A 12,347-nucleotide genomic window follows, 5' to 3' on the forward strand; every position below is an offset into this window, starting at 1 on the left:
CAGGGGGTCACAGGTTCGATCCCTGTTGCGACCACCATAAAATTTTAAATGGCTCAGTAGCTCAGTTGGTTAGAGTACCGGCCTGTCACGCCGGGGGTCGAGGGTTCGAGTCCCTTCTGAGTCGCCATATGCTGGTGTGGCTCAATTGGCAGAGCAGCTGACTTGTAATCAGCAGGTTATCGGTTCAAGTCCGATCACCAGCTCCAAAAGACTTCAGTTTTACTGAAGTCTTTTTTATTCTACGGAATTTAACTTATTTATGCCAAAAAAATGCATCTTATCTTTTAAGTAAGATAAGATGCATTTTTTCTTTTAGTTTTTTCAAGATTTTTCTTTATTCTTATATCATCACCATAAGTTTTGAAAAGAACAAAGTTACCAATTAATCTTGAAGTTATTCTCTCTGCATAGGATTGCTTAAGTTCTTCTAAATTTAGATTAGTTGATATAAGCATTTTCTTATTAGTTAGAATTTTTTTATTTAATAAAGTAAACAATTCTGTGGTAGAGAAATCAGTTATCTGTTCTGCACCTAGATCATCTATAACAAGTAAATCACAATTTATCAATAAATCTTCTAATTCATAGTTATTATTAAATCTTATATCTTTAAGATCCCTCATAAGTTCTTCAGATGTTCTGTAAACAACAAGAAATCCACTATCTAATAAAGTTTTGGATATACAGTAAGTTAAAAATGTCTTACCTGTTCCTGGACTACCAAAGAAAAGTATATTTTCATTGTGAGAAGTAAACTTAGGAATATAGCCATTAACTATTCTATCAATTATTATTTGCATATTTTCTCTTGGAGAATACTTCTCATTTAATTTTTTTATAGGAGAAAATACGTTTATATCAAATTTAGAAAAGTTATTTATTCTTAATGCATCAGCCATATGAGAATTTTCATAATAAATTTCTACGAGTTTTCTTTTATAACAAGCACATTTTTCAGTTCTAATATATCCTGTATCTTTGCAAGCTTCACATTCATAGTGTAAATCTAAATAATCTGAAGGATAACCATGCATGGCTAGAAGTTGATTTTTTTCTTCTCTAAGATTCTCTATTTCTTTTCTCATCTTATCAAAAGTTTCTTTATCTGCATTTCTTAAAGCTAGCATTGAAAGTTTTACTGAGGCTTTGCTTATTTCTCTTTCGTATTCTAAAACTTGAGGAAGAGTTTCTTGGATTTCTTTCCTTCTATTAGCTAAATTAGATTTTTCTCTATTACGAATTTTTTCGTATATATCCATCAGTTGACTTTTATAACCTTTAATCATTCAGTATCCCATCCTAACAATTGTTTTTCTAAGGAATCATAGTCATAATCTCTCTGAGTGAAGTTTGCCGCTCTAGCAGGCTTTTTTTGTATTGATGTATTTTGAGTATTATTAAATGGCTTTTTGATGTTAGATGATTTTTTTACATCTTTTTTTGCTACATCATCAAGAGTTTTAATGCCATCTTTAAACCATTTAGATAATATTCCATCTATGTATTTAAAATCAGCTCTGTTTAATCTTTCAAAACATATATCACAAGCTTTATATATTAATTCAACAGAAAAATTATAAGTTAAAAGCCACTTTTCCATCATAGTTTCTTGTGGTTTCATTATTTCTGTGTTTTGAATTCCTAAATATTTAAGGATTTTTCTTATTTTAATCCACTTATCTTCTGTTTTAGTTATGTAAGCTTGTGCCTCTTCAATTGATTTTATACCTGCAGTATGCCAGCCTAGTGCCACTGTTTCTATGTATCTAATATCTTTTTTTCCTTTAGATACACAGTACTCAATTAGTATAAGGATTAATTCAGAAGAAAAATTAAGCTCTGTTTGCCATGATAGATAAGTTGTCATTTCCTTAGTAGATAAAGGTCTACAGATAAGTTTTTCAATATCTTTAAGCATATCCTTAGTATTGTTTTCATCAAGTGCTGATAATAAATCAACAGAGTTGTGAGATGAATTGTGACTTGCTTCTGAAAGATCTACAAATTCTATACTAAAGTTATTCATTTTATCTATAGGAACTAATTTTATAACGCCTTCTTCATGCCAATAATTAAGAGCATTCATTACATCTGATTCTAGAAGATTTAAGTTTGTTGCTAAAATTGAAGAATTAACTCCAAGTTCACCAGAAAAATTATATTTTAACATTAATAAATAAACTTTAACAAACTCTCCTCTAGCCTTAGGCATATATTCTTCTATGAATATATCACTAATAGGAGTAAATTTAGTGGCTGAGTTTTTTAACATAAAAGTACTCAAAAAAAATAACCACCTTTCCAGTTTTTTATATAAGTTTTATATTTTAAGTTTATTATTTTCTATTAAAAGTAAAAAATAAGAATAAACTAAGTTTAATTATATCAAAGTGTCTTTTCTATAACAATAAATCAAACTTTAATTAAATATAAAAAATATTTTCTTAAAATGAATAATTTTTGTTTAAATGGAGACATTAATTTACGTGTTTAATTTTAAGCAAAAAATTTTACTAAAAAGGAGAAATTTTATGAGTATTTCAGAAGGTGAGGGGAGAAATAATAAGTTTATTTTTCTTTTTTTCTTACTATTTTTCATATTCGCATTTAAGTGTTATGTTTTTGCAAATTCTTTATATAGAGAAAGTGGAGAATTTGAATATGTAGTTGAGGATGTTAAATGTATGGCAAACATATATATGGAAGCATACGAGCTAACTTTAAATGACAATTTTGTTGGTTATGTAGCTAATGAAGATACAGTAAATAAAGCCTTAAAAAATATAGAAAATAAATATGCAGAGAAAGCTTCTAAAAATGGATTTTTAGTTGAGGATGTGAACTTTGATACAAAAATTGAATTAAAGAAAAATAATGTGTTAATTAGTGAGATTAGTGACGAAGACAAATTATCAAAAGAGATTTTAGAGACTAATGAACTTCTTAATGGGTCTTTAGTTAATATAATAGTTGATGGTGAAAAAGAAGAAGTAGTATCAGTAGAACCTGATGTTGAGGTTATAAAAGTAGATAATATGTATTTAGGTGATAATAAGATTGAAGTAGGGGAAGATGGTGAAAAGAAGGTTAAAAAGAAGATAACTTTTATCAATGGCAAAGAAGTTAGCAGCGAGATATTAGAACAGCAAGTTTTAAAAGATGCTGAAAATACCAAGGTTTATAAAGGAATAAAAAATCCAATATCATCAAGCGTAGAGTTTTTAAGTCATCCAACTAGAGGCGGGGTTATTACATCTGTTTTTGGAGAAAAAAGTAGGGGTGGACACAGAGGTGTTGATATAGGAGTACCTTTTGGAACGCCAATAGGAGCAGCTTGTGATGGCGTTGTAACATTTGTTGGATATAATGATATATACGGAAATATGGTTAAAATAAGACATGATGACAATACAGAGACTTTGTATGCACATGCTAGTGAAATTTTAACGACAGTAGGAAAAGAAGTAAAAAAAGGTGAGACTATTGCCAAAGTTGGTAGCACTGGAAGAAGTACTGGGCCTCACCTACATTTAGAGTTGATATATAAAGGTAATCCTATTAATCCTATGGATTACATAATTAAAAATTAAATATTTTCAAATAAAAAATTTAAATCTATAATTCCTTCTCCAACAGATTCAGAAGGAAGTTCATATTTATTATTAGCCGCTATTTTAAGTAGTGAGCATAAATCCTTATAAGTTAGTTCTGGCTTAGACTCTAAAATTAGTGCACATACTCCAGATATGTAAGCACAGGCTAGAGAAGTTCCATGAAAGAGTTTATAGCTAGTATCTAATTTATGAGGATATAATTTTATTCCATTTCTTTCAGAGATATAATTTTCATCAGAATTTAAGCACATTATATTTTCACAAGCAGCACAAAGATTAGGTTTTTTTAAGTTTGAATTTCCCATAGAAGAAAATTTAAATTGAGAAGTCGGTGTTTTAGTAGAATCAATTCCGCCAACAGTTATACACCACTTAGAAATTGCAAGGCCTTGAATTGTATTTTCACCAGAAATACTTCCTGCTGGAACAATAGGAATAATATTTTTACTAACAGCTAGTTTAAAAATATTATTAAAATAATCAGAAATAGTAGTGTTGTGGTTTGTCAGTTCAAAGGGTAAACAAAGAATTTTTATTGGATTATCTTCTTGATATATTAAAGTCTGTATTGCAAATAAAATATCTGATACAAAGCCCTTTCCATTTGCATCAAATGCTTTAATACATGATATCTTAGATTCCTCAGCAATTCCTTTAAATACAAAATTTGAGGAATATCCACTTCCACATATAATTCCGCTTATTGCAGTGCCATGACCATTATCATCATAAGGGTACTCATAATTATTTAATAAATCTAAAAAACTAACTATCTTATTTTTGGGGGTTAACAAATCAGGATGAGGGTACACACCGCTATCAATTAAACCTATAGAAATATTTCTACCAGTATAATTAAAAGACTTGGTAGTAGCAACTCTATTAGCAGTTCCTATGCTTAGTCCACACAAAAAAGCGTGATCATCAAAAGAAATAAACTCTATTTCAGGATATTCAATCAATCTATTAATAGCTTTTGGTGTAAGAATAGCGCAAATCAAATTTAAAGATTCAATTTCTCTTACAATAGTACCTTTTAATTGGGATATTTTCTTTATCATATCTTTCATAAATTTCTTGCATTTAATTAAAACTCGATACTTATTATAATAAGAGCGATTTATATAAATTTTTAGATTGCTATCCAATTTGTGTTTAACTGAAAACATAATAAATACTCCCATATTATTTATTATTTTATAATATATGAATGGGAGTATGATTTTGACAATGTATTAAATTTTTAGCTTTTCCATTTGAAGATTACAATACCTATAATCATTAATATTATTCCTATATAGCTATTTGCTGTGAATTTAATTTTCTCAGTGTCAAAAAGAGCAAAGGCATCAATTATACTGGCAGTTAATAATTGAGAAATTAAGATTATAGATATTCCAAATGTAGGACCAAGATTGCCTATGGCAGCCATGACAGTATATGTTATGACAACACCTATTGCACCACCAAGGAGATAAGTTTTATTTATTGAACGAATTTCTCCAAAGTTAGTTTCTTTTAGTGCAAGCATTACAAATAAGGCTAATAAAAAAGCAGAGCCTTGAACAATAACATTAGTTTGCCAGATTCCTAATTTTTCAGAAACCCTAGTATTAAAAACACCTTGAATACTCATGGCAGCACCTGAAATAATTGCTAAAATAATTCCAAACATAATAATCACCTCAGGTATAGTATTCCAAATATAAAAAAAATAACTCTCTAAAATTAGAGAGCTATTTGACAACAGTCAGTATTAAAAAAATTTTCTTCTATTTGATTTATTGAAAAACCTAAGCTAATTCCTAAGCTTATAAAGTCTTCAAATAATGTTTCGTAATGATCAATAGATGGAGATATTATTAAGTCATTTACATCTATAAGTAAAGTTAAAAATTGATCGCTTAAACAATAGTCATTTGGTTTAACTATTAATTCTTCAAGGCACGTGTAATTTTTATTTAAACCTATAGAAAGTATTTGTTTGAAACAGTCAATGTATTTTTCTAAAACCAATTGTTTAGAAACATTATTTCTATTATTGTCGTTCCAATAAATAAAACATTGTGTTTCATTTGCTAATTCACTTATCTTCACCTGAAGAGATAAGAACATTCTAGTTGTAACTTTATAATTGTTTAAGTTTTTATCTATTATAAGTTTTTTATTAAGCTTATCTTGTTGAATGAAAAAATTAGTTAACTCCATTTGTATATCCCCCTGTTCCTCTTAAGCAAAAATGCTTATAAAAATAATTTTACAGAATCTTTCCACAATTGAAAAGATTAGAAAACGACTACAAAACTAAAAAGTTACGAAATTTTAATTTACAAGTAGTTTAACCTATATAATTAAGTGTATTCTAATAAAAAATAAATAAAATGTACTTTTAATAGTTTCTTAAATCGTATGACTTTACAGGAATTTCTCTTTTGCTATTTTGAAATCTCCAAATTTCTATTTTAGAAATTTTTAAAATGTTCTTTTTAGATGATTCTCTTAAGTTAAAAACTGTTGGTTGAGCATTATTATTTTTTTTGTTATGATAATCTCTTAAATTAGCATTATTTATAGGAATGAATAGAGGAGAATCGACTTTCTCTCTAACATTAAAACCATGTAATTTTAGCATATCATTAAATAGTCTATGCAATTTTTTTATATACCCTTTATTCTCAATTTGTAAATTAAGAGCTCTATTTGTGTTTTCGTTGAATTGAACACTACCAGTTAGTTCTATCTTGAATTTTTTATAAGGTTTAACTAACTTTAAAACAACCTCATCTAACTTTTCTAAATTAGGATTATCGATTGTTTCAAGAGGAATGTGTAAACTTATATGATTTCTTGGAAGTTTATACTTTCTCAATAAGCCTCTTTGAAGTGATTCAAGGGATTTACTAGATTCTTCATCAAATAACGCTACTAAATAATATTTCATAAAAAAACCTCTCTCGAATATTAATTTGTACCAAATAAATACAAACTTTGTTATAAATTATAACATATAGAATTTTTAAAAAAAATAATAAGGGTAAATTTAAAAATAAAAAGATTTTAAGAGTTTATAAAATACTCATAAATAGTGGCTTTAGAATTAAAAAAAAATCTTTAAATATTAGCTTATTATGATATAATGAAAATTATGAGTAATACTTTAAAATTCAAGGTTTAAACACATTATAGGTGGTTATACCAATTTAGAAAATTTATTTGATAGTAATAAAATAAGAAAAACTAAAAATTATACATATATATAAATTAGCAAGGGTGAATTGTATGAATAGATTAATTATAAATGGCGGTAAAGCGTTAAAAGGGTCTATAGATATAAATGGAGCTAAGAATGCTGCTGTTGCTATATTGCCAGCTGCTATACTAGCCAGCAAAGGTGAATGCGTAATAGATAATGTTCCAGATATCGCAGATGTACATTGTTTAGAGAGAATAATAAAAAACTTAGGTTGTGACGTAGAAAAATTAAATAGTAATACATTAAGAATAAATGCAGAAGAAATAAAAACAGTTCATGCGTGTGGAACTGATGTAAGAAAAATGAGAGCATCTTATTATTTTATAGGAGCTTTATTAGCAAGATTTAAAGAAGCTAAGGTTGAACTTCCTGGTGGATGTCCAATAGGTGTGAGACCTATTGACCAACATATAAAAGGATTTGAGGCTTTAGGGGCTAAGGTTTCAATAGAACATGGTGCCGTTAATATAATGGCTGAAAAATTAATTGGAACAAATATATTCTTTGATGTTGTTAGTGTTGGAGCTACTATAAACCTTATGATAGCAGCCACATTAGCTGAAGGAACTACTGTATTAGAAAATTCAGCAAGAGAACCTCACGTAGTTGACGTAGCAAACTTTTTAAATGCTATGGGTGCCGATATAAAAGGTGCAGGTACTGATATTATAAGAATTAAAGGTGTTAAAGAATTAAAAGGTTGTAATTATAGTGTTGTTCCAGATCAAATAGAAGCTGGTACTTTCATGATAGCAGCGGCTGCTACTAGAGGAGATGTAACAATTCAAAATGTTATACCAAAACACTTAGAATCAATCTCAGCTAAGCTTTTAGAAATGGGAGCTAAGGTTGAAGAGGGAGATGATAGTGTAAGAGTGTATGTTGAGGGACCTTTAAAAGGAGTTAATATAAAAACTGCTCCATATCCAGGATTTCCAACAGATGTACAACAACCAATGTGTACTTTATTAACTACTGCAAATGGAAGAAGTACGATAGTTGAAACAATATGGGAAAATAGACATAAACATGTTGATGAACTTAAGAAAATGGGAGCATCTATAAAAGTTGAAGGAAGAACAGCAATAATAGATGGAGTTGAAACATTAACAGGGGCTATAGTGAAAGCAACTGACTTAAGGGCAGGGGCAGCCATGGTTATAGCAGGATTAGTTTCTGATGGAATTACAGAAATAACAAGTATTGAACATATAGATAGAGGATATCCTCATATAGAAGAAAAGTTTAGATCACTTGGTGCTGATATAATCAGAAAATAAGAAACAAGATGGGGGAAATGTATGATTTTTTGCTCACTATATAGTGGAAGTAGCGGAAATAGTATTTTAGTAGGATCAGAAAACACAAAAATATTAGTTGATGCAGGATTATCAGGCAAGAAAATAATAGAAGGCTTACAAGAAGTAGGGCAAGACCCAAAAGATATAGATGGCATATTTATAACTCATGAGCATAGCGATCATATAAAGGGAGCTGGAATATTATCAAGAAAATTTAATATACCTATATATGCTAATGAACTTACTTGGAAAGCCATGGAGAAATCCCTAGGAAACATAAAAGAAGATAATAAAAAAATTATGTCAAAGAGAAGTACATTGAGTTTAAAGGATATAGATATTACTTCATTTAATACTCCTCATGACTCAGTTGCTTCAACTGGATATACTATAAAGCACAAAGGAAAAAGTGTAAGTATTGCAACAGATATAGGAACATTTACTGAGGAAATCTTAAGAAATATTAGAGAATCTGAGGTAATATTACTAGAAGCAAACCATGATGTTCAAATGCTTAAGTTTGGACCTTATCCTTATGATTTAAAAAGAAGGGTACTTAGTGAAGTAGGTCACTTGTCAAATGAGGATTGTGGGCATGCAATAGTTAATATTATGAAAAGTGGTCTTAATAAGAAAATAATATTAGGTCATTTAAGCAATACTAACAATGTACCAGAGCTTGCTGAACAAGCGGTTAAGAATGTTCTAAATGCTCATAATTTGGAAATAGGGAAAGATTTAGAATTAAGATTAGCAGATAGAAATAAACCAAGTAATTATATAAGTTTTTAAGTAAGGGGAAATTTATATGAAAAAAGGTGTGATTTTACTACTTCTATCTTCATTACTTTTATTTGTGTCATGTAGTAAGATAGGGGTAGATAAATTAGCAGCCAACAATAGTGAGAGGGTAAAAAAAATAGCTAATGAGTTAATAGGGGATATTGATATATCCTTATATTTTGATGGAACTAAGAATGAAGCTCATCCAAAGGTTGAAGAACAAAAAATTCAAGTTAATGGAGAAGAAATTGTTGGGCAATATCTTATTCAAGCTTTAATTCAGGGACCATCACAAAAGGGAAGTTTAGCACCTATATTACCTAAAAATACAAAGCTATTATCTTTTGATATGAAAGATGATATAGCTATTATAAACTTGAGTAAGGAAGCGGTTGTTAATATGAGTTTAGCTAAAGAAGAAGCTACATTAAAAGGAATAATAGCCACTATAACTCAAATACCAAGTATTAAAAAAGTTAATATACTTATTGAAAATCAGATGATAAATTCTTTAGGTGGAAATTTTGATATAAGTAAGCCTTTTACAAAAGAAGAGGTATCAAGTCTGAAAATAAGTAAATAAGTAATTTAAAATGTTAATTTTGTAGATTTATGTCTATAATTAATTAGTAGAATATTGAAAAATATAGGATAAATTATTATAATTTCCATATAAATTTGATTTAAGAAGGAGAAAGATGTATGAGTTTATATAAGCAATGGACAGATATGGTTGTAGAATATGTTAAAACTAAAGGGGAAGCTGCATTCTGGAAAGAATATAGTGATGTAGAAACTAGAATCTATAAAGATTTATTAGCTAACCACTCAACAGTTAAGAAAGCTACTGTAAAAGATTTAGCTAAAGAATATAATACTACAGAAGAATTCATTATGGGATTTGCTGATGGTATCAATGATAGTTTAAAAACACCATATGATTTAGAAAAAATAGAAAGTGATACTGAATTAGCATTCGATATAGATTTCGAAAATTTATACTACAATATGCTAGATGCAAAAGCTGATTACTTATTTAATTTATCTCAATGGGATGGAATATTCTCACCAGAAAAGAGAAGAGAAATCCAAGTAAGATACAGAGATTCAAAAACTGTAAGAAATGAAGAAGTTAAAATTGGAAGAAATGATGCTTGTCCATGTGGAAGCGGTAAAAAATATAAGAAATGTTGTGGAAAATAATCCACTTTTTCAAAACAGGTAGATAGTTTATCTACCTGTTTTTTATATTAGGTTTTTTCAGCGTTTATTTTATAAAGTCTTTTAGCAATCTACTTAATTTAACAAGTAATTTCAACTCTCTATCTAAAGATAAGTATTTTATTAATATTTTGAATTAGAGATATTAGAATTTGGTTCTGTATAATTGAAAAAATAATTTTATAAGTTATATTTAAGTTATGGGAAGATATAATTTTATAGAATAGATGATGGGAGATGTTTTTTATGGATAAGAATGTACTTTGGTTAAGAGAAAAAAGAATTAATAAGACTATAGAGGCTTTAAAAGCTAATAATATGAATGGATATTTAGTTAATTCAAGAGAGGAACTTATAGAAAAGATTAAAGAGTTAACTAAAGAAGGGGATGTTGTAGCAACTGGTGGATCAATGAGTTTATTTGAAACTGGTGTTATAGAACATCTTAGATGTGGAAGATATGAATTTTTAGATAGATATAAAGAAGGATTAACAGCTGATGAAATAAAGAATATTTATAGAGGAGCTTTTTCTTCAGATGTTTATTTTACTAGTGTAAATGCAATCACTGAAGAAGGGGAAATATATAATGTTGATGGCAATGGGAATAGAGTAGCTGCAATGCTTTATGGCCCAGATAAAGTTATAATAGTTGTTGGATTTAACAAGATAGTTTCAGATTTAGAGGAAGCTATAGAGAGAAATAGAAAGATTGCTGCCCCAACTAATGCTAAGAGGTTAAATAGAAAGACACCATGCTCAGTAACTGGAACTTGTATGGATTGCAAAAGTCCAGAAAAAATATGTAGGGAATATACATTAATAAGAAGTCAGGGAAATCCAGATAGAATCCATATAATCTTTTTAAATGAGGATTTGGGATATTAAAATTATAAAGACCATATAAATTTTATAATATTTTATTTTAGAATTGGCTCTTTTTTTAGCTTGGCTTAAAATAGGGCCTAATTTTATATATTTTATGAAATAAGTTTATATTATCTTTCTAATTTATAAAATTATTAATAATAATAATTTTATAATAGTTATTATTTAATAAATTCTATGAAATTTAGAGTTATTAGAAGTGTAAACATACACTTATTAATAAAATAACTAGATAAAGTGTTTGTAATTTAGGGGTAATTATAATATAATATGAACATGGTTCAGATAATAAGGAGATGAATACGAAATGACAAAAGAATTAATGATAGCAATAATATTTATGAATTTAGCCCTTTTATTCTATAGTATTGGGGTTTGGTCAGAAAAAATACAGAAGACTTTAAAACCTTGGCATTTAGGATTTTTCTATTTAGGTTTAATATGTGATACAAGTGGAACAGGTGCAATGGAAAAAATAGCAGGTGGAATTAATTTTAGCTTCCACACAATTACTGGTGCAACAGCTCTAATATTAATGTTAGTACATGCTATTTGGGCAACTGTAGTTTTAGTAAGAAAAGATAAAAATATGATGGCAAAATTCCATAAATTTAGTATAGTAGTTTGGGTAATTTGGTTAATTCCATTTATTACTGGAGCAGCTATGCATATGATGTAGGAAAATTAAAGAGATTTTTAAAGTTATATAAACATAAGAAAGACTTTGTGAGATTTATATTTTACAAAGTCTTTTTATTATATAAAGATATGTTTTGGATAATTTAAAAGGGAGTTAGGTACGAAAACCTATTAGTTTATGTTAATATTATGAGTAGTTGAAACTAGGAGGAAAAAGATGAATATAACAGTTATTTCAGTAGGGAAACTAAAAGAAAAATATTTAAAACAAGCAATAGATGAGTATTCAAAAAGATTAGGTAGATATTGCAAATTAGAAATAATAGAACTTCCAGATGAAAAAACACCAGATAATGCATCTGAAAAAGAAGAACTTCAAATAAAAGAAAAGGAAGGTAGACTGATACTTTCAAAAATAAAAGACAATATGCATGTAATTGCAATGGATTTACAAGGAAATCAAATAACTTCAGAAAAATTTTCAAAGTACATAGAAAATTGTGGAGTAATGGGAAATTCAAACATAGCTTTCATAATAGGTGGTAGTTTAGGTCTATCGCAAGAAGTTATAAAAAGAGCAGATTATAAACTATGCTTTTCAAAGATGACATTCCCACACCAATTATTTAGAGTAATGCTTTTAGAACA

Annotated in this window: 14 protein-coding genes and 2 tRNA genes; 10 read left to right on the forward strand and 6 right to left on the reverse strand. The window is 28.2% G+C overall.

Translation table 11 applies throughout. The features are described 5' to 3' along the window. Window positions 1-50 precede the first annotated feature (50 nt). Window positions 51-127 (forward strand) — tRNA-Asp (locus Q1K13_RS02270). 3 nt (window positions 128-130) lie between these two features. Further along, window positions 131-206: transfer RNA gene (locus tag Q1K13_RS02275), tRNA-Thr, on the forward strand. 78 nt (window positions 207-284) lie between these two features. Here the strand turns inward: Q1K13_RS02275 and Q1K13_RS02280 are convergent. Further along, window positions 285-1,286, reverse strand: a complete 1,002-nt coding sequence (locus Q1K13_RS02280; RefSeq protein WP_300347449.1) for an ATP-binding protein — start codon at window positions 1,284-1,286, stop codon at window positions 285-287. Further along, the gene (locus Q1K13_RS02285; protein WP_300347451.1) at window positions 1,283-2,284 is read right to left on the reverse strand and encodes a DnaD domain protein; all 1,002 of its coding nucleotides are present in this window, start codon (window positions 2,282-2,284) and stop codon (window positions 1,283-1,285) included. Before Q1K13_RS02285 ends, Q1K13_RS02280 begins: the two co-directional genes overlap by 4 nt. Before the next feature lie 247 nt (window positions 2,285-2,531). On the opposite strand from Q1K13_RS02285, the gene Q1K13_RS02290 reads away from it, so the two are divergent. Next, window positions 2,532-3,590: a M23 family metallopeptidase gene (locus tag Q1K13_RS02290; protein ID WP_300347453.1), complete on the forward strand. Its 1,059-nt coding sequence runs from the start codon at window positions 2,532-2,534 to the stop codon at window positions 3,588-3,590. Here Q1K13_RS02290 and Q1K13_RS02295 read toward each other — a convergent pair. The 4 genes from Q1K13_RS02295 to Q1K13_RS02310 form a co-directional block, all read right to left on the reverse strand. After that, the gene (locus Q1K13_RS02295) at window positions 3,587-4,783 is read right to left on the reverse strand and encodes a S8 family serine peptidase (protein WP_300347456.1); all 1,197 of its coding nucleotides are present in this window, start codon (window positions 4,781-4,783) and stop codon (window positions 3,587-3,589) included. The two genes, Q1K13_RS02290 and Q1K13_RS02295, sit on opposite strands and share 4 nt — an antisense overlap. A 74-nt stretch (window positions 4,784-4,857) precedes the next feature. Further along, on the reverse strand, window positions 4,858-5,289 hold the full coding sequence (locus tag Q1K13_RS02300; RefSeq protein WP_300347458.1) for a DMT family transporter: 432 nt from the start codon (window positions 5,287-5,289) through the stop codon (window positions 4,858-4,860). 53 nt (window positions 5,290-5,342) lie between these two features. Beyond that, window positions 5,343-5,822, reverse strand: a complete 480-nt coding sequence (locus tag Q1K13_RS02305) for a dUTP diphosphatase (protein WP_300347461.1) — start codon at window positions 5,820-5,822, stop codon at window positions 5,343-5,345. A 181-nt stretch (window positions 5,823-6,003) separates the two neighbouring features. Further along, window positions 6,004-6,555 (reverse strand): 2'-5' RNA ligase family protein, encoded by a 552-nt coding sequence (locus Q1K13_RS02310; protein WP_300347464.1) that lies wholly within the window; start codon window positions 6,553-6,555, stop codon window positions 6,004-6,006. A 338-nt stretch (window positions 6,556-6,893) separates the two neighbouring features. Here Q1K13_RS02310 and murA point away from each other — a divergent pair, with 338 nt between their 5' ends. The 7 genes from murA to rlmH form a co-directional block, all read left to right on the forward strand. Beyond that, the gene (murA, locus tag Q1K13_RS02315; protein ID WP_300347466.1) at window positions 6,894-8,147 is read left to right on the forward strand and encodes a UDP-N-acetylglucosamine 1-carboxyvinyltransferase; all 1,254 of its coding nucleotides are present in this window, start codon (window positions 6,894-6,896) and stop codon (window positions 8,145-8,147) included. 21 nt (window positions 8,148-8,168) lie between these two features. Next, window positions 8,169-8,960 (forward strand): MBL fold metallo-hydrolase, encoded by a 792-nt coding sequence (locus Q1K13_RS02320; protein WP_300347469.1) that lies wholly within the window; start codon window positions 8,169-8,171, stop codon window positions 8,958-8,960. A 16-nt stretch (window positions 8,961-8,976) separates the two neighbouring features. Next, the gene (locus Q1K13_RS02325; RefSeq protein WP_300347471.1) at window positions 8,977-9,534 is read left to right on the forward strand and encodes a GerMN domain-containing protein; all 558 of its coding nucleotides are present in this window, start codon (window positions 8,977-8,979) and stop codon (window positions 9,532-9,534) included. Between the two features lie 119 nt (window positions 9,535-9,653). Further along, window positions 9,654-10,154 (forward strand): SEC-C metal-binding domain-containing protein, encoded by a 501-nt coding sequence (locus Q1K13_RS02330; RefSeq protein ID WP_300347473.1) that lies wholly within the window; start codon window positions 9,654-9,656, stop codon window positions 10,152-10,154. Between the two features lie 264 nt (window positions 10,155-10,418). Continuing rightward, on the forward strand, window positions 10,419-11,060 hold the full coding sequence (locus tag Q1K13_RS02335; protein ID WP_300347475.1) for a lactate utilization protein: 642 nt from the start codon (window positions 10,419-10,421) through the stop codon (window positions 11,058-11,060). Window positions 11,061-11,367: 307 nt separating this feature from the next. Continuing rightward, window positions 11,368-11,739 (forward strand): HsmA family protein, encoded by a 372-nt coding sequence (locus tag Q1K13_RS02340; RefSeq protein WP_300347477.1) that lies wholly within the window; start codon window positions 11,368-11,370, stop codon window positions 11,737-11,739. A 177-nt stretch (window positions 11,740-11,916) separates the two neighbouring features. Beyond that, a partial coding sequence (rlmH, locus tag Q1K13_RS02345; RefSeq protein ID WP_300347479.1) for a 23S rRNA (pseudouridine(1915)-N(3))-methyltransferase RlmH occupies window positions 11,917-12,347 on the forward strand: 431 nt, incomplete at its 3' end.

It is taken from the genome of Clostridium sp. (assembly GCF_029267215.1).
In the GTDB taxonomy this organism is placed as follows: domain Bacteria; phylum Bacillota; class Clostridia; order Clostridiales; family Clostridiaceae; genus Sarcina.

Excerpts from the sequence above, each read along its gene's own strand:
- Q1K13_RS02300 (WP_300347458.1), bottom strand. The coding sequence starts at position 5,289 with ATGTTTGGAATTATTTTAGCAATTATTTCAGGTGCTGCCATGAGTATT.
- Q1K13_RS02280 (WP_300347449.1), bottom strand. The coding sequence starts at position 1,286 with ATGATTAAAGGTTATAAAAGTCAACTGATGGATATATACGAAAAAATT.
- Q1K13_RS02340 (WP_300347477.1), top strand. The coding sequence starts at position 11,368 with ATGACAAAAGAATTAATGATAGCAATAATATTTATGAATTTAGCCCTT.
- Q1K13_RS02295 (WP_300347456.1), bottom strand. The coding sequence starts at position 4,783 with ATGTTTTCAGTTAAACACAAATTGGATAGCAATCTAAAAATTTATATA.
- murA (WP_300347466.1), top strand. The coding sequence starts at position 6,894 with ATGAATAGATTAATTATAAATGGCGGTAAAGCGTTAAAAGGGTCTATA.
- Q1K13_RS02310 (WP_300347464.1), bottom strand. The coding sequence starts at position 6,555 with ATGAAATATTATTTAGTAGCGTTATTTGATGAAGAATCTAGTAAATCC.
- Q1K13_RS02335 (WP_300347475.1), top strand. The coding sequence starts at position 10,419 with ATGGATAAGAATGTACTTTGGTTAAGAGAAAAAAGAATTAATAAGACT.
- Q1K13_RS02325 (WP_300347471.1), top strand. The coding sequence starts at position 8,977 with ATGAAAAAAGGTGTGATTTTACTACTTCTATCTTCATTACTTTTATTT.
- Q1K13_RS02305 (WP_300347461.1), bottom strand. The coding sequence starts at position 5,822 with ATGGAGTTAACTAATTTTTTCATTCAACAAGATAAGCTTAATAAAAAA.
- Q1K13_RS02290 (WP_300347453.1), top strand. The coding sequence starts at position 2,532 with ATGAGTATTTCAGAAGGTGAGGGGAGAAATAATAAGTTTATTTTTCTT.
- Q1K13_RS02330 (WP_300347473.1), top strand. The coding sequence starts at position 9,654 with ATGAGTTTATATAAGCAATGGACAGATATGGTTGTAGAATATGTTAAA.
- Q1K13_RS02320 (WP_300347469.1), top strand. The coding sequence starts at position 8,169 with ATGATTTTTTGCTCACTATATAGTGGAAGTAGCGGAAATAGTATTTTA.